The sequence below is a fragment of the Catenovulum agarivorans DS-2 genome (genome assembly GCF_000568405.1).
GTDB classification, from domain to species: Bacteria; Pseudomonadota; Gammaproteobacteria; order Enterobacterales; family Alteromonadaceae; genus Catenovulum; species Catenovulum agarivorans_A.
In genome coordinates, this window is record NZ_ARZY01000039.1 from 19,696 (window position 1) to 42,712 (window position 23,017).

The 23,017-nt window shown below is 41.9% G+C and carries 25 protein-coding genes; 22 read left to right on the forward strand and 3 right to left on the reverse strand.

Translation table 11 applies throughout. The annotated features are described in order from the left end of the window. Positions 1-10 precede the first annotated feature (10 nt). Both DS2_RS16130 and DS2_RS16135 read left to right on the forward strand, forming a co-directional pair. Positions 11-586: a cytochrome c oxidase assembly protein gene (locus DS2_RS16130; RefSeq protein ID WP_035015918.1), complete on the forward strand. Its 576-nt coding sequence runs from the start codon at positions 11-13 to the stop codon at positions 584-586. 12 nt (positions 587-598) lie between these two features. Further along, positions 599-1,483 carry a cytochrome c oxidase subunit 3 gene (locus tag DS2_RS16135; RefSeq protein ID WP_035015919.1) on the forward strand — a complete coding sequence of 295 codons (885 nt, stop codon included), beginning with the start codon at positions 599-601 and terminating at the stop codon, positions 1,481-1,483. Positions 1,484-1,486: 3 nt separating this feature from the next. On the opposite strand, the gene DS2_RS16140 is transcribed toward DS2_RS16135, so the two are convergent. Continuing rightward, positions 1,487-1,690 carry a DUF2909 domain-containing protein gene (locus DS2_RS16140; RefSeq protein WP_035015920.1) on the reverse strand — a complete coding sequence of 68 codons (204 nt, stop codon included), beginning with the start codon at positions 1,688-1,690 and terminating at the stop codon, positions 1,487-1,489. A gap of 24 nt (positions 1,691-1,714) precedes the next feature. Here DS2_RS16140 and DS2_RS16145 point away from each other — a divergent pair, with 24 nt between their 5' ends. The 12 genes from DS2_RS16145 (at position 1,715) to amrA (ending at position 12,630) form a co-directional block, all read left to right on the forward strand. Next, positions 1,715-2,482: an SURF1 family protein gene (locus tag DS2_RS16145; RefSeq protein ID WP_035015921.1), complete on the forward strand. Its 768-nt coding sequence runs from the start codon at positions 1,715-1,717 to the stop codon at positions 2,480-2,482. Then, positions 2,455-3,036, forward strand: a complete 582-nt coding sequence (locus DS2_RS16150) for a hypothetical protein (protein WP_035015922.1) — start codon at positions 2,455-2,457, stop codon at positions 3,034-3,036. The genes DS2_RS16145 and DS2_RS16150 overlap by 28 nt, the downstream gene beginning before the upstream one ends. A gap of 9 nt (positions 3,037-3,045) precedes the next feature. Then, positions 3,046-4,065: a COX15/CtaA family protein gene (locus DS2_RS16155; protein WP_035015923.1), complete on the forward strand. Its 1,020-nt coding sequence runs from the start codon at positions 3,046-3,048 to the stop codon at positions 4,063-4,065. Beyond that, positions 4,062-4,970, forward strand: a complete 909-nt coding sequence (gene cyoE, locus DS2_RS16160) for a heme o synthase (RefSeq protein WP_051479949.1) — start codon at positions 4,062-4,064, stop codon at positions 4,968-4,970. Before DS2_RS16155 ends, cyoE begins: the two co-directional genes overlap by 4 nt. Positions 4,971-5,007: 37 nt before the next feature. After that, the gene (locus DS2_RS16165; RefSeq protein ID WP_035015924.1) at positions 5,008-5,622 is read left to right on the forward strand and encodes an SCO family protein; all 615 of its coding nucleotides are present in this window, start codon (positions 5,008-5,010) and stop codon (positions 5,620-5,622) included. Positions 5,623-5,698: 76 nt separating this feature from the next. After that, positions 5,699-5,968, forward strand: coding sequence for an STAS domain-containing protein (locus tag DS2_RS16170; RefSeq protein ID WP_035015925.1), 270 nt, complete (start codon positions 5,699-5,701; stop codon positions 5,966-5,968). 37 nt (positions 5,969-6,005) lie between these two features. After that, positions 6,006-6,368: a response regulator gene (locus DS2_RS16175; RefSeq protein WP_035015926.1), complete on the forward strand. Its 363-nt coding sequence runs from the start codon at positions 6,006-6,008 to the stop codon at positions 6,366-6,368. Between the two features lie 5 nt (positions 6,369-6,373). Then, a complete protein-coding gene (locus tag DS2_RS16180; protein ID WP_035015927.1) occupies positions 6,374-8,500 on the forward strand; it encodes a chemotaxis protein CheA in 2,127 nt (708 codons plus the stop codon). A 2-nt stretch (positions 8,501-8,502) separates the two neighbouring features. After that, positions 8,503-9,006, forward strand: coding sequence for a chemotaxis protein CheW (locus tag DS2_RS16185; protein WP_081754307.1), 504 nt, complete (start codon positions 8,503-8,505; stop codon positions 9,004-9,006). Between the two features lie 13 nt (positions 9,007-9,019). Next, positions 9,020-11,398: a methyl-accepting chemotaxis protein gene (locus tag DS2_RS16190; protein WP_035015928.1), complete on the forward strand. Its 2,379-nt coding sequence runs from the start codon at positions 9,020-9,022 to the stop codon at positions 11,396-11,398. A 114-nt stretch (positions 11,399-11,512) separates the two neighbouring features. Further along, positions 11,513-11,902, forward strand: a complete 390-nt coding sequence (gene maoP / locus DS2_RS16195) for a DUF413 domain-containing protein (RefSeq protein ID WP_035015929.1) — start codon at positions 11,513-11,515, stop codon at positions 11,900-11,902. 125 nt (positions 11,903-12,027) lie between these two features. Further along, a complete protein-coding gene (gene amrA, locus DS2_RS20050) occupies positions 12,028-12,630 on the forward strand; it encodes an AmmeMemoRadiSam system protein A (RefSeq protein WP_051479950.1) in 603 nt (200 codons plus the stop codon). Here amrA and DS2_RS16205 read toward each other — a convergent pair. Next, the gene (locus tag DS2_RS16205; protein WP_051479951.1) at positions 12,623-13,447 is read right to left on the reverse strand and encodes an EAL domain-containing protein; all 825 of its coding nucleotides are present in this window, start codon (positions 13,445-13,447) and stop codon (positions 12,623-12,625) included. The two genes, amrA and DS2_RS16205, sit on opposite strands and share 8 nt — an antisense overlap. 136 nt (positions 13,448-13,583) lie before the next feature. Here DS2_RS16205 and DS2_RS16210 point away from each other — a divergent pair, with 136 nt between their 5' ends. From DS2_RS16210 to ilvN, 3 genes are all read left to right on the forward strand, one after another. Beyond that, positions 13,584-13,790, forward strand: coding sequence for a DUF1289 domain-containing protein (locus DS2_RS16210; RefSeq protein WP_035015931.1), 207 nt, complete (start codon positions 13,584-13,586; stop codon positions 13,788-13,790). A 77-nt stretch (positions 13,791-13,867) separates the two neighbouring features. After that, positions 13,868-15,586, forward strand: coding sequence for an acetolactate synthase 3 large subunit (locus DS2_RS16215; protein WP_035015932.1), 1,719 nt, complete (start codon positions 13,868-13,870; stop codon positions 15,584-15,586). Then, positions 15,586-16,083 carry an acetolactate synthase small subunit gene (ilvN, locus tag DS2_RS16220; RefSeq protein ID WP_035015933.1) on the forward strand — a complete coding sequence of 166 codons (498 nt, stop codon included), beginning with the start codon at positions 15,586-15,588 and terminating at the stop codon, positions 16,081-16,083. Before DS2_RS16215 ends, ilvN begins: the two co-directional genes overlap by 1 nt. Before the next feature lie 120 nt (positions 16,084-16,203). Here the strand turns inward: ilvN and queG are convergent, their stop codons facing one another. Then, positions 16,204-17,355, reverse strand: a complete 1,152-nt coding sequence (gene queG, locus DS2_RS16225; protein WP_152537632.1) for a tRNA epoxyqueuosine(34) reductase QueG — start codon at positions 17,353-17,355, stop codon at positions 16,204-16,206. 90 nt (positions 17,356-17,445) lie between these two features. Here queG and DS2_RS16230 point away from each other — a divergent pair, with 90 nt between their 5' ends. From DS2_RS16230 to miaA, 5 genes are all read left to right on the forward strand, one after another. Then, positions 17,446-18,966 (forward strand): bifunctional ADP-dependent NAD(P)H-hydrate dehydratase/NAD(P)H-hydrate epimerase, encoded by a 1,521-nt coding sequence (locus DS2_RS16230; protein ID WP_035015936.1) that lies wholly within the window; start codon positions 17,446-17,448, stop codon positions 18,964-18,966. Between the two features lie 2 nt (positions 18,967-18,968). After that, on the forward strand, positions 18,969-19,433 hold the full coding sequence (tsaE, locus tag DS2_RS16235; RefSeq protein ID WP_035015937.1) for a tRNA (adenosine(37)-N6)-threonylcarbamoyltransferase complex ATPase subunit type 1 TsaE: 465 nt from the start codon (positions 18,969-18,971) through the stop codon (positions 19,431-19,433). Between the two features lie 32 nt (positions 19,434-19,465). After that, positions 19,466-20,797: an N-acetylmuramoyl-L-alanine amidase gene (locus DS2_RS16240; RefSeq protein WP_035015938.1), complete on the forward strand. Its 1,332-nt coding sequence runs from the start codon at positions 19,466-19,468 to the stop codon at positions 20,795-20,797. Continuing rightward, positions 20,797-22,635 carry a DNA mismatch repair endonuclease MutL gene (gene mutL, locus DS2_RS20335; RefSeq protein ID WP_081754308.1) on the forward strand — a complete coding sequence of 613 codons (1,839 nt, stop codon included), beginning with the start codon at positions 20,797-20,799 and terminating at the stop codon, positions 22,633-22,635. Before DS2_RS16240 ends, mutL begins: the two co-directional genes overlap by 1 nt. 8 nt (positions 22,636-22,643) lie before the next feature. Continuing rightward, on the forward strand, positions 22,644-23,017 hold a 374-nt coding region (gene miaA, locus DS2_RS16250; protein WP_035015939.1), incomplete at its 3' end, for a tRNA (adenosine(37)-N6)-dimethylallyltransferase MiaA.

The following is a 23,017-nucleotide window of genomic DNA, read 5'->3' on the forward strand; positions in this document are numbered from 1 at the left end:
AGGCGTGCAAATGTCACAGCGTTCGGTGTCCGCAACACAACAGCAGGCGAATACTCGTTTGGTTAAACGTTTGTTGTTGGCTACTGCAATCATGTTTGGTTTTGGTTTTGCCTTGGTGCCACTATACGATGTGTTTTGTGACATTACCGGATTAAACGGACGGGTTTATCAAAAAGACACCCAACAGACACAAGCTGCACAAAATTTGGTTGCGCCATTGACTGAGGCTGAACAGGACAACATTGATGTAACGCGCTCGATTAAATTGGAGATGATGACCATTAGCCAAGCTGGAGGAGCAATTTTGTTCGAGCCAATCGACAAAACTTTACGGATTCACCCAGGGCAAATGGCTGAAGCACGTTTTCGCATAACTAATGTATCGAAGGACGCCAAATATGTGCAAGCCATCCCTTCAATTTCTCCAGGGCAGGCGGGATTGTATTTACATAAAACAGCGTGCTTTTGTTTTGAACAACAGCATATAGAAGCCAATCAACAAAATGAATTTGTTATGCAATTTTATCTAGATACGGATTTGCCCGAAGATATTTTGCAAATGACTTTGGCTTATACCTTGTATTAAGGAGGTTTAATCATGTCACAAACTGAACATTCAGAATACTATGTGCCGGCGCAAAGTCCATGGCCGATTTTGGGCGCGTTTGCGTTTTTTCTAATTGCCGTTGGTTCGGGAACCTTGGTTGCACAAATTGGCAAAACAGGTGAAGCTGGCTGGGGCCAGTGGGTACTAATTGTTGGCATAGTGGCAATACTTGCTATGTTGGTTGGTTGGTTCCGAGACCAAATAATAGAGTCTAGAACCGGTTTGCATAGTCATCAGTTGGGCGTGTCTTATCGACAAGGCATGAGTTGGTTTATATTTTCTGAAGTGATGTTTTTTGCAGCCTTTTTTGGGGCGCTGTTCTACGCGCGATTAATCTCTGTACCTTGGCTTGGCGGCGCAAGTAATAATGAAATGACCAATCTAGTTTTATGGCCTGACTTTCAAGCTATGTGGCCATTAACAACAACACCGGATGGCACGACCACTCAAGCTATGGGGCCTATGGGCTTGCCTTTAATTAATACGATAATCTTGGTTATTTCGTCGGTTACCATTCATTTCGCGCATGTAGGATTAGAGCATAACAAGCGCAAGCAGCTTGCCAACATGCTGTTGTTGACCATAGTGCTCGGGTGTATTTTCTTATTTTTACAAGTTGAAGAGTATATTCATGCTTATCGAGATTTAGGTCTTAAGTTGGATTCAGGTGTGTATGGCAATACTTTTTTCCTTCTCACTGGATTTCATGGCATGCATGTCACGTTGGGCACGTTATTTTTAATCGTAATGTGGCTGCGAGTGCTGAAAGGGCATTTTACCCCAGATAATCATTTTGCGTTTCAAGCGGCAAGTTGGTACTGGCACTTCGTTGATGTTGTGTGGTTGTGCTTATTTGTTTTTGTATATGTTTTATAAAACTTAATACGGTCTTGGGTTGGGCTCAATCCAACCCATAGAGAGTGCTAGCACAATTAATACTAAGGTCAGTGCAGAAAATAGTACTCTGCGACCTAAATTACGAGTCATTTGTTGTTGCTTATCATCTTTAGTCATTGCCATTAACGCTCTGAATAGGCTGAAAATGGAAATAAATAACATAATAACTATAAGCACTTTTAGCATCTTGTCTATCCTGTATGAGGTTGTATGAAGATTGCTGCAAATTTACATCTTCACGTTCGTCCGCTCGTCATTTTAATATGGTCTGTCTCGACAACTTTGCTGATTAGCTTAGGTGTTTGGCAGCTTAATCGAGCTGATGAAAAAGAGCATATTTTACACAGCTTAAACAGTCAACCGTTGATAGAGTCCGTCGGTGGTGACTATTTGCAACAACTTAGCGGCTCTGAGTTTTATCCACATCAAGTCAAGGTCAAAGGGTATTTTTCAGCTGATGACTTATGGGTATTAGACAATCAGGTTTATCAACACCAACTCGGTGGACGTTTAGTTAAGCCATTTATTTTGCCTGAAGGTGACGTGCAACAAGTCATTTTTGTAGATTTCGGGTGGTTGGCCTATACAGATGAGCGCATACCCAATCCGAGCGATTTTGCCGTTTGGGCAAGTCAACTCGCAACCGCAAACAAGCTCGTTGAAATCAAATTATATGTGCAAAATCTCAACAACAATTTGTTTAAGTCCAACCTAGTCGAGCAGCGAAGTGGTTGGCAGTTTGTTGGGCAATTATCTACTCAATTAATCCAAAATACAGCAAAAACTCAAGTTTTGCCTATACTCGGTATATTGGATGAAGAATCACCTTATGCTTTGTTGACTGAGCGGCCTCTAATCAATATGCCGCCAGCAAAACATACTGCTTATGCAGTGCAGTGGTTTTTACTCGCAATTGCGCTAAACCTAATAATTTTAATAAAGGCGGTGTCATGGAAAAAACAGACAATATTCAATTAACACCTGGTCAAAGTTCTATCAATAAGTGGCTGTTGCTTGTAGTTTTCATTGCGCCAGCTTGTCTTGCTTGGCTGGCGTTACAGAATAACTGGTTCAATATTGCGGTTACCAATCAGGGCAAGTTATTACAGCCTGCGGTGCAAATAGACATCGAAAAGTTTCCACAACACATGCAGCGCAAATGGGTTGTGGCTTATTTCGCTGACGCGGAATGTAGTGAGTGTCAGTCGGCCGCCTATTTAATCTCACAAGTAAAAATTGCGCTAGGCAGAGAACAAAGTCGTAGTGAGATCGCCTTTATCAGTCAGTCTCCTACTCCAAATCATGCTATCCAGTCCGCATATTCGGATATTTCGTGGATTTCGCTCTCACAGCTACCGCAGTTGACTAAACAGAGCTTTTACGTTATCGACCCGCTAGGCCAAGTTATTTTGCAATATAACATGAATATCAGTCACCCCGCAGGCGAGGCTTTAGCTGAACAAGACAAAAAGCTTGGTAAAGCGATACTCGCTGATTTACGCAAACTACTTAAACTGTCAAAAATTGGCTAGGGGGCATAAATGCTTTGGTTAACTCGTTTTGCCATCATGCTGGCTTTTGTTGTTGTTGTGTTAGGTGCGTTTACTCGCTTGACTGAAGCCGGCCTCGGCTGTCCAGACTGGCCAGGTTGTTACGGTTTTTTAACTGTGCCGACGGCTGAGCAATTTGATACTGCGCATGCACGTTTCCCAGAGCAACCAGTTGAAGTCGATAAAGCTTGGAATGAGATGATTCACAGATACTTTGCTGGCACGCTTGGCTTGGTTATTTTAGCGTTGGCGGTATTGGGCCGACGCAAAGCGCCAATACATACTGGGTCGCTACTATTGTTAGTTATCTTTCAAGCAATTCTTGGCATGTTAACCGTAACCATGGATTTAAAACCCATTATTGTTATGGGTCATTTGCTTGGCGGTTTTAGCATTTTTGTTTTGCTTGCGCTATTAGAGAGGCGGCTAGCGCATCAGCAAGCACCAACGACGAACAGTACGTTAAATAAAACAACATTACATTTTTTTACCGCCTGTGCTGCCTGTCTATTAATTACTCAAATCGCTTTAGGTGGTTGGACTGCAGCCAATTATGCTGCACTTGCATGTACTCAATTACCTATTTGTGAAGGAGATTGGCAAAACAAGCTTAATTTTGTTCAAGCATTTTCACCGACTCCACAAGCAGAAACCTACCAATATGGCGTTTTAGATTATGCGGCGCGTATGACCATTCATGTGAGCCATAGAGTGATGGCCATTGTTGTTGCTGTTAGCTTATTGTTATATTGTGTGATGCTGTTAAAAACTCGAGTTTTTGCTAAAAATGCTTTGGTTATTATGGTGTTACTGTCTGGGCAAGTTTTGTTGGGTATTGGCAATGTACTATTGAGTTTACCACTTGCAATTGCGGTCGCACATAACGCAGGTGGACTATTGTTATTGACCTCATTAATTGTCACTTGGTATCAAATTTATCAGCTGCAAGATGCCAAATCGAAAGAATCAATACGCGCTAACATACTAGTATCAGTTAAGGAGCTGTCATGAATGATAAAGTTTTATTAGGTACGCTTGCACAAGCGCGCTTCTGTATTAGTCATTGGCGAGATTTTTATGAGCTGACTAAACCCAAGGTGGTTGCGCTAATATTGCTGACGGCTGTGGTTGGGATGTTGGTTGCCAGCGAGCAATTACCAAGCTTGTCTGTGCTATTGCTGTCGTTAATCGGAATTGGTTTATTGTCAGGTTCGGCAGCTGCAATTAATCATGTCGTCGATGCAAAAGTAGATGCAGTGATGGCCCGTACGCACTGCCGGCCAATCGTGCGGGGGCGGGTTAGCCATTTACAGGCTATGTTATTTGCTGGGCTGATTGGCCTAGTCGGCTTTGTGGTGTTATATAGCGGAATCAACCCACTAACAGCTTATTTAACCTTGGCCAGTTTAGTCGGCTATGCAGTGATATACACCTTGTTTTTAAAACGGGCGACGCCACAGAATATTGTAATTGGAGGTCTGGCAGGCGCAATGCCGCCTTTGTTAGGGTGGACATCTGTTACCAACTCAATTGCGCCTGATGCGCTGCTATTAGTTTTGATAATTTTCACCTGGACACCCCCGCATTTTTGGGCGTTGGCAATCCATCGAAAAAATGATTATGCCAAGGCGAATATTCCGATGTTGCCTGTTACTCATGGGGTAGCGTTTACCAAAACTATGGTACTGCTGTATACCTTGTTGTTAACTGCTGTATGTGTATTACCTTGGTTAGCTGGCACTTTTAGTTATGTTTATTTAGTTGTGGTGACTTTACTTAATCTTCGTTTTATTCAATACGCATATAAACTTAAGTTCCATGCAAACGACGACACAGCTTTTGCGATGTTTAAATTTTCAATATGGCACTTATTGTGGGTGTTTGTTGCTATGCTGGTTGATCATTTTATCTTTTAGTTTATTGTGTAGTCGGTTCAGTAATAATAGGCTTTTCATGCGATTTATTGGTTTTTTGTTTTTGTTGGCTGCTGTTGTGTCTTGTTCCCCACAGAGTGAATCTAATATGCAAGCACAGCCATTTAATAATGTATTAATTTACCCAACCGCGAAGATTCTTCAGCCGTTTCAGCTCGAAGATGAAAACGGTGAGTTATACACAAATGCCAATATCCACGGAAAGTGGACGCTATTTTTTATGGGTTATACACATTGCCCTGATATATGCCCAACCACATTAATGGATTTGAACCGAGTCTATCCAGAGCTCGCTAAACTCGCCGAGCCGGTTGAAGTTGTGTTGGTGACCGCCGACCCCAAGCGCGACACAGCAGAGCGATTAAAACAGTATATAAACTTTTTTAATCCGGATTTTAAAGCGATACGCGCTGATCATGCACAGTTATTCCCATTTAGCCGCCAGCTCAACTTGGTCTATGCATTGGCTGAAAGTGATAAAAGCGACTACCTTGTAAACCATTCGGCGTCTATTGCTTTGACTAACCCTAAAGGCGCATTACAGGCGATTATAAAACCTGACTTTAACACTCAACCTGCAAAAATAGATTACCAACAAATTGTCAAAGTTATTGATAGTTTGATAAAAAATTAAAAAAATCCCTGCCTCCATTTGTTTTTTCACAAAGCCCTTCTAATATAAAAGTACGAGGAATATTAAAGGGCTAGTTATGCACAAGGTATTTTATTTACCTGAGCTTTGCACGGTAGCAGAAGTGGAAACTTACTATAAGGAACTGGATGCTTTTTATGTGCAACAGCAAGATGTTGAAATAGATGCAAGCAAAGTAGAACGAATGGACAGTGCATTTGTTCAACTACTGATCGCATTTGAGCAAGCAATAAAAAGTGCAGATAAAGAATTGCGCTACGGCCCATGTAGTGAGGTGTTCAAAAGTTCATGTCGAATACTTGGTTATTCAGTCTTCCCCAACAATTGATTTAACTAAAACTATAACGGAATTAAGGTAATTGAAGATGAAGAAGATTCTAGCAGTTGACGATTCAGCATCTATGCGTCAGATGGTCAGTTTCACTTTACAAAGAGCTGGCTACAAAGTGACTGAAGCCAAAGATGGCGTTGAAGCGTTAGGAATAGCAAAAAACGAAACGTTTGATTTGGTGTTATCCGATGTCAATATGCCAAATATGGATGGTATTTCTCTGATTCGAGAGCTCAGAACTTTACCCGAATATAAATTTGTACCCTTGCTGATGTTGACCACAGAATCGGGTTTGGATAAAAAAACCGAAGGTAAACAAGCTGGGGCGACTGGGTGGATAGTTAAGCCTTTTAATCCAGACCAATTGATAGCAACGTTAGGAAAAGTGTTGAGATAAAATTTATGACAGTGGATCTAAGTCAATTCTATCAGGTCTTTTTTGATGAGAGTCTTGAAGGTTTGGATGCAATGGAAGCAGAATTATTACGCTACAGTGCAGGCACCCAAGATGATGAGTCAATCAATACAATTTTTCGCGCTGCTCATTCCATCAAGGGTGGGAGTGGAACGTTTGGTTTTGACAGCATTGCGGGATTCACTCATGTTTTAGAAACTTTGCTAGATCAAATTCGCGAGGGCCAGCGTGAGCTAACTAACCAGCATATAGACTTGTTACTACAATCTATCGATTGTTTGCGCGATATGATCAATAGATTAAGTGCTGGTGACGACAGTGTCCCTGACTCGGCAGCGCAACTCAAAGCTGCATTTGAAGCCATTCTAAATGATGAGAATGAGCTCGGACCTGAGCCTGAAGCTCTACAAGCAAAGCAAATTCTTGAAGAAACAAGTTCACTTGAACAGTTGGCAGATACGCAGACACTTGGATGGAAAGTCACTTTTGTACCAAGTGAAGATATTTTAATGACAGGGAATGAACCCTTGTTTTTAATTCAAGAGCTAACTGAATTGGGTGATCATGAAGTTGAGCTGATTACTGAGCACATACCGCAATGGCAGCAATTAAAACCAGAATATTGTTATTTACGCTGGGTGGTTAAATTATATTGCGATTGTACTGAGCAGCAGATAAATGAAGTTTTTGAATGGGTTGCAGATGAATGCGAAATTAAAATAGAAAAGCTGCAGACTAAAAGCGAACAATCAATACCAGCAAAGCATCCTCCGCTGACTAGTACACAGCCGCAAACGGCAATGCAGTCAGTCACACAAACGACTGACAGCAATGAGCAAATTGAGCAAACCAAACCTGTGGTTAACAAGCCTGCCAAATCTAAACAAGCGGATGCCAATTCAATTCGGGTGGGTATAGATAAAGTTGATTCATTAATTAACATGGTTGGTGAGCTTGTTATTACTCAAGCAATGTTGAGTCAACTATTTGAAAGTGAAATGACCAGCCAAACCCTTAGCCGTATGAAAGAAGGCTTAGCCCAGTTAGAGCACAATACGCGTGATTTACAAGAGAGTGTGATGCGCATTCGTATGTTACCTATTAGCTTTGTGTTTAGTCGATTCCCGCGACTGGTCAGAGATACAGGGCAAAAGCTAGGCAAAAAGATAGAGTTGGTTCTGCAAGGTGAAAGCACCGAGTTAGATAAAACTGTAATGGAGAAAATCTCTGATCCCCTTGTTCACCTTGTTAGAAATGCAATCGATCATGGTTTAGAGCTGCCCGAACAAAGGTTGGCTGCGGGCAAACCTGAAACGGGCAAGGTTACGTTAAATTCCTATCATCAAGGTGGTAATGTAGTGATCGAAATCATTGATGATGGTAAAGGACTAGACCCAGTTAAAATTAAGAATAAAGCGATTGCTAATGGGTTGATTAGTGCCTCAGATGAATTGTCGGAAGAACAAGTTAATTTACTTATCTTTGAAGCTGGCTTTTCCACCGCAGAAGCTGTTTCCGATCTCTCTGGTCGAGGGGTTGGTATGGATGTGGTGAAAAGCAATATCCAAGCGCTAAATGGTACAGTTGATGTTGAGTCTGAAGTTGGTAAAGGCACAACATTTAGGATTAGGTTACCGTTAACTTTGGCTATTCTGGATGGCCAATTGGTGCGGATTGGACAGCATATCTACATTATCCCCTTAGTGAATATTATTGAATCACTTCAAATTGACCCTAAAGGCGTCAGTCGAATTGGTGGTGAGTATGACGTTCTTCATCTTAGGGGCGAATATGTCCCAATTGTTTGTTTAGCGGATGTGTTTTTGCACAAAGCCGATGCGCAATCTTTGACCGAAGGTTTGTTAGTTGTTGTGGAAGTTGATGGCGGCAAAGTTGGAATTTTTGTTGATGACCTGCTGGCCCAGCAACAAGTGGTCATTAAAAGCTTGGAAGCAAATTACAATAAGGTTGAAGGAATATCGGGGGCGACTATTTTAGGCGATGGCACCGTCTCACTCATTATTGATATTATCAGCTTGGTACGAATGGCTGGTGTTAAAAGTATGGCGACTGCGAACTTAGTTTCGACGGACGTTAATGCTGAAGGAGTGTAGGCATGAGCGAAGATATCAATGTAGACGAGCTCAATCAAAGGTTAGGTTTGCTAGAAGGGGTTGAGAATGCAGATGTCGAGCAATACTTATCGTTTTTTTTAGACAACGAAGAATACGCAGTCGATATTTTGCGAGTGCAAGAAATTCGATGTTGGGAAGGCGCAACGGTTATTCCTAACTCACCCGTCAGTGTAAAAGGGGTTATGAATCTCAGAGGTACAATTGTACCTGTTATGGACTTACGTTTACGTTTGGGGTTGCCAGAGCAAGCGTATAAACCGCTCACGGTGGTGATAGTTTTAAAGTTTGAGACCTCAGACGGCAGGGAAAAAATCAGTGGGGTCGTGGTTGATGCAGTGGCAGACGTGCATAGCATTTCGCCTGACGATATACAACAAGCCCCAGAATTAAGTTCAAATGTTAATGCAACTTTTGTTAAAGGTTTAGGCTGTACTGAGAGTGGTGCTCTTATTTTGCTTGACCCAGACACGCTATTAGCGATTTAGCTAGGAGATAAATATGTTATCAGCACTTTTAGGACACGGCAGTAAACAAGAAATATCTGAATTAAAACAGCAGTTGGCCGAATATACTGGCAAAGTGCAAGCACTAGAACGCTCGCAAGCTGTAATTGAATTCACACCAGATGGAACTATTCTCGATGCTAATGACAATTTTTTAGCTGCAATGGGCTACAGTAAAACTGAAATTGTGGGCCGTCACCATTCTATGTTTGTTGATCCAAGTTATGCAGCTGGTGCCGAATACCAAAGGTTCTGGCAAAGGTTAGCTCAGGGAGAATTTTTCTCAGATCAGTTTTTGCGCTTTGCTAAAGGCGGACGAAAAATTTGGATTCAAGCAACCTACAACCCCATTTTAGACGAATCGGGTAAACCCTATAAGGTGGTTAAGTTTGCGTCGGATATCACTCAGATAAAAGAGAATGAACGCAAAAGTGCTGAGTTGGCTGATTTAGCAAATGCACTGAAAATTTGTCAAGCCAGCGTTATGCTGGCGGATAATGATTTAAATATAGTGTATGTGAACGACGAGAACTTGCGTATGTTGCGCAGCCGACAGGCTGAAATTCGCCAAGAATTGCCCAATTTTGATGCGGATAGACTTGTAGGAACCTGTGTCGATGTTTTTCATAAACAACCAAGCCACCAACGTGAAATAATGGCTCGTTTAACTGAACCTTATTTTACCCGTCTGACAATTGGTAAGCTTAAATTCGATTTAATTGCCACACCTTGGATCAACGCGGACGGCGAGCGATTAGGTACGGTTGTCGAGTGGCAAGATGTGACTGAAAAGTTAGCTGAAGAGCAGCGGTTTGTGCAAATCGCTGAAGAAAACCGCCGAGTTCGCCAAGCGCTTGATAGTGTTTCCACGAATGCGATGATTGCAAATAAAGACAATGTTATTGTCTACATGAATGAAGCAATAGTTGAAATGATGCAAAACGCAGAAGCGGATATTCGTACTGCCTTGCCTAACTTTAGTGCCAACAATTTAATGGGACAAAACATCGATGTTTTCCATAAAAACCCAGCCCATCAACAAAACTTATTGGCACGCTTAACCACAACTTATAAAACTGAAATCTATGTGGGTGGCCGCACATTCTCGCTGGTGGCAAACCCAATTATCAATGATGATAATCAACGTATTGGTACAGTGGTTGAGTGGCAAGATAGAACTTTTGAAGTTCAAATGGAGAAAGAAATTGCCGCTTTGGTAAAACAAGCATCACACGGTGACTTATCTACTCGCTTGCAAGTTGACGGTAAAAAAGGTTTCTTCAAAACATTAGCTGAAGGATTAAACTCATTAATTGACTCATGCGACGGTGTGATTAACAGTACAGTTGAAGTGTTAGATGCGATGGCGCATGGTAATTTAAGCAAGCGCATCAATGGTGATTATGAAGGAACTTTTGCAAAATTAAGAGATGATGCCAATACCACTTTAGACAAGTTAACTGAAATTATTTCTCGAGTGAATCAGTCAGCCTCAACTGTCGCCTCTGGCGCGGATGAAATTGCTCAAGGCAATGCAGATTTAAGCCAAAGAACCGAAGAACAAGCATCTTCGTTGGAAGAAACAGCAGCGAGCATGGAGCAGATGACCAGTACTGTGAAGCAAAATGCGGATAACGCAGTGTTAGCCGATGATTTAGCTGAGCAAGCGCGTAAGAAGGCTGTAGAAGGCGGTCAGGTGGTTGAAAATGCCGTGACGAGTATGGCGCAAATTAATGATGCGAGTAAAAAAATAGCCGATATTATTGGGGTAATAGACGAAATCGCATTCCAAACTAACTTGCTAGCATTGAATGCCGCTGTTGAAGCCGCTCGAGCAGGCGAACAAGGGCGCGGATTTGCAGTGGTTGCTGGCGAAGTAAGAAATCTTGCACAACGCAGTGCTGAAGCCGCTAAAGAGATTAAGAACTTAATCAGGGATAGTGTGGCAAAAGTTGAAGATGGTTCTGCATTGGTTAATCAATCAGGTGAAACGCTAACTGAAATTGTTGAAGCGGTTGAAAAAGTCAGTCGTATGATTGCGGATATTTCTATAGCGTCAAAAGAGCAAAGTTCAGGGATTGAACAAGTGAATAAAGCCATTACCCAAATGGATGAGATGACTCAGCAAAATGCAGCCTTGGTCGAGCAAGCTTCAGCAGCCGGTGAATCAATGGCTGAACAAGCCGCTAGCATGAGTCAAATATTGTCATTTTTTACGCTAGACAATGCAAGCAGTATCAGCCGTAAGCCGAATATGTCGCCTGCAACACTGGAAGCTCGTCGACCTATTCAAGAGCGCAGCCAAACACGGCCAGCTAAAAGAGATATCGCCAGTTTAGCTTTTGATGAGGATGAAGATTGGGAAGAATTTTAATTAATAAAAAAATTCATCATTTAATCTTTGACAGACGTGCAATTTACCGCTAAAAGTCAATCCGCATTCAATTGTTTGAATGCCTGAATACTTTTCTTATTTGAGAGGTCCTAAATGGCAAAAACTAAGCAGCAATTGTTATCTCGTATCTATGATGATCCAAAGAATTACCCCTATGGTTTCCGTCGCTCTGGTGACTTTTCTATAAATGAGGCTGAATCATTGTCTAAGTATGGGCATTTGTTTAATGCTCTGTACAAAGGAGAGGTTGAGCCTAGTGACCCTGAAGACGAACGTATCATGAGCGTTATGCGCGGTGATACAAAACCTGAAACTGTCAATGAAAGAGCGTGGCTGAAATATCAATCTCGGCTAAATCGACCGAAACTTGGTAGCCTTTATGGCAACAAAAAACAAGTTGTGGCTGATGACGATGACGACTCGGACAGCGACATTGAGCTTAATGACGATTTAGGAGATTCAATCGACACCGACGACGATTAAATAACCGAAAGCGCATAGCAAAAAGCCTCGATTGTTTGCCTGTTATTAATTTACTTTTGAACAATCGGCTTTTTGCTATACTCAGATAGTAGGCATTGCCAATTATTTTCTATCTGGAGGCTTGTATGGTTGCAACAGCACATTTTGCGCAGTCAGAGTTTGAACAACCTGAAATCGCTGAACATATTATTCAGCTGGTTAAAGATGCACTTGAATATGCTTATCAACACAACCAGAGTCGATTACCAGAACGACTAGTATCGACCCACCCTGTTTTAGCCAAGCCGCTTGCCTGTTTTGTTAGTCTGAATGACCATAGTGGCTTACGAGGGTGTGTTGGCACAACGGTTGCGAATGGCCGACTAGATAAAAATATTGCTTGGTATGCACACGAAGCTGCTTTTCACGACCCGCGGTTTGATCCCATTCCTGCTAAAGACTTTGCCGAGTTAACTTGTGTGGTATCGATAATGTCAATGCCATTAGCCTTGCAAGCAGACGACGAGCAACAACTATTGCAACAGCTTATTCCACAGCGTGATGGATTAATTATCCAATACGGACAAGCAAGTGGGGTCTTTTTACCCTGTATGTGGACCCAATACCCTGACGCAGCAGATTTCTTGCAAGCTCTAAAACAAAAAGCGGGTTGGCCCGAACATGGCTGGACGCATGCGATGAAAGCCAGTGTTTTTCAAACTTATCGGATAAGCGGTGCACTCAGTTAAGCAACCTTTGGCTTGAACGTTCTGTTTGTTGTATTAGCTGGTTAATCGCGTCACTAATCAAACTTTGCATTACTTTAGGTGTGGAAAGTGTTGGAGCCGCTTTAGGTTTTGCAAGATAAAAACCTTGAGCGAAATTAAAGCCTAAATTATAAATACACTCTAATTCTTCTTGTGATTCTATTCCTTCCACTATGGTTAGCGCATTTGTATTTGTTGCAAGGTCAAGCAGGGCGCTTAGAAATTGTTGCTTGTGACTCTTTAAATGGCAATCCTGCACAAAGTGACGATCAAGTTTGATTATGTCGGGTTGAAGCTCACTCCATTGAATTAGACCTGAATAGCCAGCGCCTAAGTCATCAATGGCAAATTGAATTCCGAATTTACGTAAATTTGCTAACGCTGATTGTAATAGTGGGATATTTTCTGCTTGAGTTTGTTCGGTTAATTCAATAACAACTCGATTTGGTGAAACACCTTGTTGTTTTAACAAGTTCACTAGCCAATTGGTATTGTTGAATTGGTTAGCCGCAAAATCTGGGGTTATATTTATAAAAAGTTTGCCAGGTAAAGCCAATTGGCTAAATTTTTCAATAGCTTTTTCGATGCACAATGTTTCTAACTGGTTACGCATGTTAGCTGCATCTGCGGCCTTAAATAGATGAAAAGGATTATGCAGCTTAGAGTTTTTTGGACCTCTAATTAGTGCTTCGTACCCCAAAATACTGTTGGTAGCCAAGTTATATATTGGCTGAAGCAGGCTAGAGACCTCGGCTTGGTTTATAATTTGAATAATTTCACGATAAGCTGGTGGATTCATAAATACAACTTCTTCAGGTTACATCAATTTGGCAAATGGTGTAAAACCTGCTTTATTTAAAAGGCAAACAGGCCCTAGTGGGCAAAAGTAACAAAACTTTGGCCACTGTAATCTAGATTTATGAAAAGTTAATGACATGCGTTCAATTAAGCAAGAGTCGAGTGTACAGGTGCAATCTCCTTGTGTGAGAAACTGTTGTTTAGACTCAGTTGATATCTGTATCGGTTGTGGTCGTTCAATTGACGAAATCACAGGGTGGACGCAAATGACTGCGCAACAAAAACGTCAAACTATAGAGGTGGCAAAACAACGCCTTAATAATCTGACGAATAATTTAGTTTAAGCAAGGTGTTATACTTTTTAAAAACCAATTAAATTGGTATCCTTGCGGCAATTATTTGAATTTAGGGGAAAACTATCGTGGAAATGATGTCTGGTGCGGAAATGGTTGTTCGCGCACTCACCCAAATTGGGGTTAAACACATTTTTGGTTATCCAGGTGGTGCGGTGTTAGATATTTACGATGCTTTATTTGAAGCTGAAGGTATCGAACACATTCTAGTTCGCCATGAACAAGCTGCAGCACACATGGCTGACGGTTATGCACGCGCTACTGGTGAAGTTGGTACTGTACTGGTCACGTCGGGCCCAGGAGCAACAAACACCATTACCGGTATTGCTACGGCGTACATGGATTCTATCCCTATGGTGATATTGTCCGGCCAGGTACCTACCAGTGTAATTGGTGAAGACGCGTTCCAAGAGTGTGACATGGTTGGCTGTTCTCGCCCAGTGGTTAAACATAGCTTTTTAGTCAAAAAAGCGGAAGACATTCCTGCAACTATTGCTAAAGCCTATCATATTGCTGCAACTGGTCGCCCAGGTCCTGTAGTGGTTGATTTGCCAAAAGATATAGTTAACCCAAAAGAAAAACATCCGTACACTTTCCCAGATTCAGTGCACATGCGCTCTTACAACCCAAATGTCAAGGGGCATAGAGGGCAAATCAAAAAAGCGCTCAATACTTTATTAGCGGCTAAAAAACCGGTTTTATATATTGGCGGTGGTGCAATTGCGGCTAACTGTAGTGACTTGATTACTGCGTTCGCTGAGCGCTTAAATTTACCTGTTACCAATACTCTGATGGGCTTAGGGGCATTCCCTGGTACACATAAACAATGTGTTGGAATGTTAGGGATGCATGGTACGTATGAAGCAAATAAAACCATGCACAACTCAGACGTTATATTTGCTCTAGGTGCGCGATTCGACGACCGTGTAACCAACAACGTGCAAAAATTCTGTCCGAACGCAACCATTTTGCATGTTGATATTGACCCAACCTCTATTTCAAAAACAGTTTCTGCCCATGTACCCATTGTTGGTTCTGTTGATCAAGTATTAACTGATATGACTGAAATGTTAGATGTATCAGGCGACAGCATTGATGCACAAGCATTAACCACTTGGTGGCAGCAAATCGAAGAATGGCGCGGCCAAAACTGTTTAGCATACGAGAAATCTGACAAGGTTATTAAGCCACAGCAAGTAATTGAAAGCTTGTATAAAGCGACCAAAGGCGAAGCATACGTTTCATCTGATGTTGGCCAGCACCAAATGTTTGGCGCATTGTATTATCCGTTTGCTAAACCGCGCCGTTGGATTAACTCTGGTGGTTTGGGCACTATGGGATTTGGCTTCCCAGCCGCTATGGGGGTTAAAGTTGCTTTACCTGAGTCGGTTTCTGTGTGTATTACCGGTGACGGTAGTATTCAAATGAATATCCAAGAGTTATCCACTTGTATGCAATACGGTATTCCAGTGAAAATCATTTCATTGAATAACCAAGCATTGGGTATGGTGCGTCAATGGCAAGACTTAATCTATGGTGGTCGTCATAGCCATTCATACATGGAGTCGTTACCAGACTTTGTTAAGTTGGTAGAAGCCTACGGTCATGTGGGAATCCGAGTATCTGACCCAGCAGATTTAGACGAAGCAATGGAAAAATGTTTTGCAATGAAAGACAAGTTGGTCTTTATGGATATTTTGGTTGATCAAAACGAACACGTGTATCCAATGCAAATTAAATTTGGTGCAATGGAAGATATGTTATTAAGCAAACCGGAGTCTAAATAATGCGCAGAATTTTATCCGTCTTATTAGAAAATGAACCGGGTGCATTGTCTCGTATCGTTGGTTTGTTTTCACAGCGTGGCTACAACATTGAGAACTTAACCGTTGCGCCAACAGATGATGAAACTTTATCACGCTTAACCGTAACTACGACAGGTGATAATCGAGTTATTGAACAAATTACTAAACAAGTAAATAAACTTGTTGATGTTTTAAAGGTTCAAGATATCACCGAAGGTGAGCACATTGAGCGCGAACTGATGTTAATAAAAGTAAAAGCGGAAAGTAGCGAAGACCGAATTGAAATGAAAGGTTTAAGTGACATTTTCCGTGCACAAATTGTTGATGTAACTTCATCTACTTACGTTGTGCAACTTGCGGGCACAACCGCAAAGTTAGATGCTTTTATTGAAGCAATTCGCACCGAAACAGAAATACTTGAAGTGTCTCGTACTGGGGTTACTGGCTTATCACGAGGTGAGAAATCACTCAGAGCCTAATCTTACTTCCCTAAAACTCAATGGGAGCTTTTTTTATACGCTCCCATGTCATTCCACTGATTGATTAAACCTAATATCCGAAGCAAACTTTGACGTAATAAAATTTACATGTATTGCTTGTTAAGCATCTCTTGCTAATCCTTTTTCAACTACTCTCACCAGTCGCTGAGTTTTTTTATCAAGCCCGGTATTTAAGTTTGTATCAGTTATCTTTTGCTGCTGTTGCTCTACCGCCCAGTGAATATGTTCGTCCACTAGTTCAGAAATCGTGCCGAGTTTTTGTTGTAGTTGTTGAATAATTGCTTCGCTGGCAGGTGCGTTGCCAAGCGCAACGGCTAGGTTACGTAGCCAGTATTCGTAACCAATACGCCGAATGGCGCTACCTTGTAGTTTGGTTAAAAAGTCTTGCTCTTGCCAACTCCACAAGTCCAATAAATCGCTAGAATCTAAATTATGCCTTGCTTGAAAGTCGTCTTCTGCTGTTAAGCTGGCATACCTGTTCCATGGGCAGACTAGTTGGCAATCATCACAGCCATAAATACGATTGCCAATCGCATGGCGAAATTCCTGTGGAATTGGGCCTTTTTTCTCAATGGTCAAATAGGAAATACAGCGCCGAGCGTCTACCTCATAGGGAGCAACTATTGCTTGGGTTGGGCATATGGTCATGCAAGCGACGCAGTTTCCGCACTTTTCTTCCACGGGGTTATCTGTAGGAAGTGGTAAATTAATCAATAATTCACCTAAGAAAAACCAGCTGCCACCCGTTTGATTAAGGATTAAGCTGTGTTTACCTGTCCAACCAATACCCGCCTTTTCAGCGAGAGGTCTTTCTAAAATCGGCGCTGAATCAACAAAAGGACGAAAACCAGTGTTTAGCTCGGTTTGCTGTTCAATTTTTTGTCCAAGTTGTTTGAGTTTGTTGCGAATCAATTTATGGTAATCGCGCCCAAGCGAATAACGGCTGATGTAACCTTTATGCTTATCCTTTAGAGTTTTAGCAAACTTAGCTGATTGTGGTAGATAGTCCATTCCAATACTAATAGAGCGCACTGAACCAGGGTGCAATTCGCTAGGCCGGGCTCTTAACAAACCATGGTTTTGCATATATGCCATTTCACCGTGGTAATTTTTGTCCAGCCAATCTAACAGTGGCTGTTCGTGCTTAGTTAAGTCTAAATCACTGATGCCAACATAACTAAATCCTAACTCGGTCGCCCATAGTTTTATATTTTGCGCAAGTTGCTCGAGTTGTTGATTAGATAAAGGCATAAACATAGGCTGATTCAATACTAGATTGCTGTTTATTTTACGTTAAATTGGCATAGAATAGACAGCAACAATTATAAATAAGCCATTTTTATGAAGTTATCGAGCATTCGCCATTGGCCAACAAATTTATATACACCTGAGCAAATTCGTAGTACAGAAGCTAAAGCTGCTGAGTTAAATAATTTATCGTTATTTCAATTAATGCAGCAAGCTGGCAAAGCCATATTTGAATTGGTGGAGGGCACTTTTGATGCGTCTGCACATATCGGCATATTATTAGGAAAAGGGAATAATGCTGGTGACGGATTAGTTGTTGCAAAATTGGCCGTTGAAGCTGGCTGGCAGGTTAGTTTAGTTTATATGCCTAATTGCCAAGCGTTCAAGGGCGAGGCCGCTCAAGCGCAAGCTGAGCTAATGGCATTAGACCAACCTAGCCTAAGTCGCTTAAAGCAACAAAATGCAGTTGCGGCAGATTTTAGTCAATTTGATCTGCTAGTTGACTGTGTATTAGGCACAGGGTTTACTGGCAACTTGTCGGCAGAGTGGGCGGATATTTTTCAACAAGCCAATCATTCGAGCCGAATGATTATTAGCGCTGATATCCCCAGTGGTGTAAATGGATTAACTGGTGAAGCTGACTCAAATGCGATTCAAGCGCAACATACCGTGACGTTTTTAGCATTAAAAACGGGTTTGTTTACCCATGATGCCGCGGACTATTGTGGGCTTATCCACTATGCATCACTTGGTTGTCAACATCAAATAGAACAGCTCAATAAAGCTTATTATCAATTGAGTGACTGGAACCAACTTAAAACATTCTTGCCAGCTCGACGGCGCAATAGCCACAAAGGTAGTTTTGGCCATGTTGTGTGTATCGGCGGAGATAAAGGCATGGCTGGTGCGATTCGATTGTCTGCTGAAGCTGCATTGCGCTCGGGCGCTGGCAAAGTCACTGTTTTAACTCATCCTGACAATGTTTTGTTGGTCGCAACAGGTCGCCCTGAATTAATGGTTCGCGGTATCAATGGTATAACGAGCGAAGTTAGAAAATTAATTGAACAAACCGACGTCATTTTAATTGGACCAGGTCTAGGTAAAACTGGTTGGGCAAATGGCTTAATGCAGCTTGTTGTTGAGTCGAATAAAAATACTGTGGTGGATGCTGATGGGCTAAATTGGTTGGCTTCCTACCGATACAAAAAACAAAATTGGATTTTAACGCCGCACCCGACAGAAGCAGCTAGAATGTTGAATCAGAGTACTAATCATATCCAACACAATCGATTTGCTGCAGCAACTGAGTTGCATGCACATTTTGGTGGGGCGATTGTGCTCAAGGGCTGTGGCAGTTTAATTGCATCTGAGCAGGGAATAAAAGTATCTAGATATGGCAACCCTGGTATGGCAAGTGCTGGTATGGGCGATTTGCTTGCTGGTATTTGTGCAGCTATGTTAGCTCAAGGTTACACTACTGAGCTTGCTGCTGAGCTTGCGGTAAATATTCATGCCAAAGCAGGTGATTTAGCAGCAAAACAAGGCGAACGTGGTATGATCGCCAGCGATTTATTGCAGTACATGCGCGAAGTTATTAACCCGAGTAAAGCTTAAAGATGAATAGTTATCACATAAATTTGGTTGATGCTGATGCAACGGTTGCATTAGGCAAACGACTGGCTGAGTTACTGACAGCACCATGTGTTGTTTATTTAGTTGGTGATTTAGGTGCAGGTAAAACTACGTTTTCACGTGGCTTGATTCAAGGATTTGGTTATCAAGGGAATGTTAAATCGCCCACTTACACCCTAGTGGAACCTTATGAATTGGCTAATGTCTCAATTTATCATTTTGATTTATACCGTTTGGCTGATCCACAAGAGTTAGAATTTATCGGAATTGAAGAATATTTTAATCAGTCGAGCATTTGTTTAGTTGAATGGCCCGATAAAGGGCAAGGTTGGTTGGCATCTGCGGATATTCAGATTAATATTGAACATAATAATGAACAGCGTTCGGCAACTATCGATGCTATGTCGGCACTGGGTGAAACTATAGTTGCAACATTAAATGCTGATTAGTCAATCAGTCTGGATATAGAATTATTGAGTCTATGCGAAAGATTATACGAAAAACATACAGTTTGTGTGCACTCTTGGTGGCAACTAGCATTGCGTTTGCCAGTTATGCTGCCAATCAAATTGAGAGTGTTCGTATTTGGCCTTCTCCAGACAAAACCCGTGTAGTGTTTGATCTTGCTGAAAAACCTCAATATAGCTACTTTTTTCTGCAAAAGCCTCATCGACTGGTGATAGATCTACGTGACACCGACAAAAAATTCGATTTAACTAAAACCTTTATCAAAGGTAAGTTGATAAAACGTATTCGTTATAGTCGGCCAGAATATGCTAATTCACAACGCATTGTTTTAGATTTAAACAAAGGGTTACAAGCTGGAATATTTTCGCTTAAACCAATTGGTAATTATGGCGACCGTTTAGTGGTTGATCTGACCGACAATAGCCAAAAAGCGGAACAAACTGCAAAAAAACAAGCGTTGTCTTTTGGTGAGCGCGATATTGTCATTGCGGTTGATGCTGGGCATGGAGGTGAAGACCCAGGCTCCATCGGACCAACAGGTCTATACGAGAAAAAAGTAACCTATCAAATATCAAATCGGATAACCAAGCTCATCAATGCCGAATCTGGTTTAGCGGCGCATATGGTTCGAACGGGCGACTACTATGTAGATGTGAACAAACGTTCAGTTATTGCTCGGCAACACAAAGCTGACTTGTTGATTTCTATTCATGCTGACGCTTTTACTAGCCCGCAACCAAAAGGTGCTTCCGTGTGGATGTTATCGCTGAGACGAGCCAACACGGAAATTGGTCGATGGATAGAACAAACCGAACAACACGGTGAATTATTAGGTGGTGCTGGCGAGATTATAGTTGATACACAAAATGAAAAATATTTGGCTAAAGCTTTATTAGATATGTCGATGGACCATTCGATTACGACAAGTTATGCACTCAGTCAAGAAATGGTCAACCAGCTGAGCAAAGTCACTTACATGCATAAAAAATCACCACAAACTGCCAGTTTAGGGGTTTTAAAGTCGCCAGATATTCCTTCGCTACTCATTGAAACAGGTTTTATTTCGAACCCAACAGAAGAGCGTAAGTTAAATCAAAGAGAGCATCAGCAGAAAATAGCTGCAGCGATTGTAAAAGCAATTAAAAATCATTTTAGAAGATATCCTCCTGAGGGTACGTTATACGCGTCTAAATATCGCGGTAAAGATCATATTGTTGCTAAAGGTGAATCGTTATCAGTTATTGCTAAACGCTATGCAACTTCAGTATCCGCACTTAAACGTGCAAACAAACTTAAGTCTGATATGTTGCGTATTGGCCAAACGTTAAAAATTCCACAATCATAATGCCCATTCAAATATTATCGCCACAGTTGGCTAACCAAATTGCTGCGGGTGAAGTAGTAGAGCGTCCTGCATCTGTAATTAAAGAGCTGGTCGAAAACAGTTTAGATGCAGGTGCAACTAAAATTGATATCGATATCGAGCGCGGCGGCAGTCAATTGATGCGTATTCGCGACAATGGTAAAGGCATAGCTAAAGAAGAGTTAATGTTGGCACTAAGCCGCCATGCTACGTCTAAAGTGACCAGCCTCGCAGATTTAGAACAAATTTTAAGTTTGGGTTTTCGTGGCGAAGCTTTGGCTAGTATTAGTTCTGTATCGCGATTAACCCTTACTTCAAAACCGGCCACACAGAATGAGGCTTGGGCTGCGATTGCCGAAGGGAGAGATATGCAGGTGAATATACAGCCTGCTGCACACCCTGATGGCACAAGTGTTGAAGTCGCTGATTTATTTTTTAATACACCGGCGCGGCGACGCTTTTTACGCTCAGACAAAACCGAATATCAGCATATTGACGAAGTGGTTAGACGTATTGCCCTTAGCCGCTTTGATGTGCAAATTAAACTTACGCATAACGGCGCATTGCAGCGCAGCTATAGAGTTGCCAATCAGAACAATGCGGATGCACGTATACAAGCTATTTGTGGCCGTACCTTTGCCGAAGGGGCAGTGTATATAGAGAGTGACTATCAAGATATTAATGTGTCGGGTTGGTTGGGTTTGCCGCAAGTGGCGCGCAATCAAAACGATATGCAGTACTGCTACATTAATGGTCGGATGATGCGCGACAAGCTCATAAATCATGCCATTCGGCAAGCTTATGCAGATGCGCTGCCGAGTGATATGTACCCAGCCTATGTATTGTATTTAACCATAGACCCTAAGCAGGTGGATGTGAATGTTCATCCAGCTAAACATGAAGTACGTTTTCATCAAGCACGTCTTGTACACGATTTTGTTTATCAGACTCTACATAAGGCTTTGCATAATAGTCAGCAACAAATTTGGCAAGAGCAAGCCCAGCCTTTATCTGCTGGCGCCGAGGCGCAAAATCCGCCAGTTAACCACAATCACCCGTCCAATCATGCTATCAATTCGCCTGATACGGATGTAGGCTCATCCAATAGCCCTGTCGAGTTATCTGGCATAGCAACCCAATTGTTTCCAGGTCAACAACGGCCGACGCAATTTCAGCAAAAACAGCCAAATGCATATTCAGCACCAGCCGCCAAAGTGCAAGAGCGTATGATTAACAACTACGCCGAGCTTGTTGCGCCAGAGGAAAATACCCAGAGCCGGGCACAACAAACGACTTCTTCATGGCAGTTAGTTGATTGTATTCAGCAAAGTTGGTTGGTATTTACTTACAATGAAATGCTATATGCAGTAGCGTTTGAAGCAATTTTGCAACAAGCTGTCAGTTATAAATTGTTAGAAAGTCAAACTGTCGCTAAACCTTTGTTAGTGCCCGTTTCGTTAAAATTGTCAGTTGCCGATAAGCAGATATTCACTGCGCATCAAACCTGGTTGACACAATTTGGTTTTTCGTGGCGCTGGCTTAAAGACAGCACTTTGGTAGTTACACAAATACCTTCTATACTCACTAACATTGATTTAGCCAATTTGTTTTCTGCTTGGGTTGAAAAGGCGACCACGCAAACAAACTTGGGTAATGACAGTGTTCAACAGGCATTTATCCGCGCTGTTGTTGGGCAAATTCAACATAAACTAGATTTAAGCAAAACATGGTTAAGCAGTTGGCAAAATCAAGCAGCCACCGAGTTTGATAAATGGATGCACAATAATAGTCGGCAAATCGATTTAGATAAATTATTTTGAGAGTAAACATGCAGCAGCTTGAAACACAAGCTATCTTTATTATGGGTCCGACTGCTTCGGGCAAAACCGCTTTAGCGCTTGAACTGGCGCAGCACTTTCCGATTGAAATCATCAGTGTTGATTCGGCGTTGGTGTATAAAGGCATGGATATTGGTAGTGCGAAACCCACCAAAGCTGAACAAGCGATTGCACCGCACCACTTGATCGACTTTTTAGATCCTGCACAAAGCTATTCGGCAGCCGATTTTCGCAACGATGCGTTGAAACTTATTGAGCAAATCCATGGTCGTAATAAATTGCCGGTGTTGGTCGGTGGGACCATGCTGTATTTTAAGGCCTTGTTAGAAGGGTTGTCTGAATTACCAGCGGCTGACGAAACTAT

Coding starts and splice junctions, on each gene's coding strand:
- DS2_RS16130 (WP_035015918.1), top strand. CDS start 11: ATGTCACAGCGTTCGGTGTCCGCAACACAACAGCAGGCGAATACTCGT.
- DS2_RS16135 (WP_035015919.1), top strand. CDS start 599: ATGTCACAAACTGAACATTCAGAATACTATGTGCCGGCGCAAAGTCCA.
- DS2_RS16140 (WP_035015920.1), bottom strand. CDS start 1,690: ATGCTAAAAGTGCTTATAGTTATTATGTTATTTATTTCCATTTTCAGC.
- DS2_RS16145 (WP_035015921.1), top strand. CDS start 1,715: ATGAAGATTGCTGCAAATTTACATCTTCACGTTCGTCCGCTCGTCATT.
- DS2_RS16150 (WP_035015922.1), top strand. CDS start 2,455: ATGGAAAAAACAGACAATATTCAATTAACACCTGGTCAAAGTTCTATC.
- DS2_RS16155 (WP_035015923.1), top strand. CDS start 3,046: ATGCTTTGGTTAACTCGTTTTGCCATCATGCTGGCTTTTGTTGTTGTT.
- cyoE (WP_051479949.1), top strand. CDS start 4,062: ATGAATGATAAAGTTTTATTAGGTACGCTTGCACAAGCGCGCTTCTGT.
- DS2_RS16165 (WP_035015924.1), top strand. CDS start 5,008: ATGCGATTTATTGGTTTTTTGTTTTTGTTGGCTGCTGTTGTGTCTTGT.
- DS2_RS16170 (WP_035015925.1), top strand. CDS start 5,699: ATGCACAAGGTATTTTATTTACCTGAGCTTTGCACGGTAGCAGAAGTG.
- DS2_RS16175 (WP_035015926.1), top strand. CDS start 6,006: ATGAAGAAGATTCTAGCAGTTGACGATTCAGCATCTATGCGTCAGATG.
- DS2_RS16180 (WP_035015927.1), top strand. CDS start 6,374: ATGACAGTGGATCTAAGTCAATTCTATCAGGTCTTTTTTGATGAGAGT.
- DS2_RS16185 (WP_081754307.1), top strand. CDS start 8,503: ATGAGCGAAGATATCAATGTAGACGAGCTCAATCAAAGGTTAGGTTTG.
- DS2_RS16190 (WP_035015928.1), top strand. CDS start 9,020: ATGTTATCAGCACTTTTAGGACACGGCAGTAAACAAGAAATATCTGAA.
- maoP (WP_035015929.1), top strand. CDS start 11,513: ATGGCAAAAACTAAGCAGCAATTGTTATCTCGTATCTATGATGATCCA.
- amrA (WP_051479950.1), top strand. CDS start 12,028: ATGGTTGCAACAGCACATTTTGCGCAGTCAGAGTTTGAACAACCTGAA.
- DS2_RS16205 (WP_051479951.1), bottom strand. CDS start 13,447: ATGAATCCACCAGCTTATCGTGAAATTATTCAAATTATAAACCAAGCC.
- DS2_RS16210 (WP_035015931.1), top strand. CDS start 13,584: ATGCGTTCAATTAAGCAAGAGTCGAGTGTACAGGTGCAATCTCCTTGT.
- ilvN (WP_035015933.1), top strand. CDS start 15,586: ATGCGCAGAATTTTATCCGTCTTATTAGAAAATGAACCGGGTGCATTG.
- queG (WP_152537632.1), bottom strand. CDS start 17,355: ATGCCTTTATCTAATCAACAACTCGAGCAACTTGCGCAAAATATAAAA.
- DS2_RS16230 (WP_035015936.1), top strand. CDS start 17,446: ATGAAGTTATCGAGCATTCGCCATTGGCCAACAAATTTATATACACCT.
- tsaE (WP_035015937.1), top strand. CDS start 18,969: ATGAATAGTTATCACATAAATTTGGTTGATGCTGATGCAACGGTTGCA.
- DS2_RS16240 (WP_035015938.1), top strand. CDS start 19,466: ATGCGAAAGATTATACGAAAAACATACAGTTTGTGTGCACTCTTGGTG.
- mutL (WP_081754308.1), top strand. CDS start 20,797: ATGCCCATTCAAATATTATCGCCACAGTTGGCTAACCAAATTGCTGCG.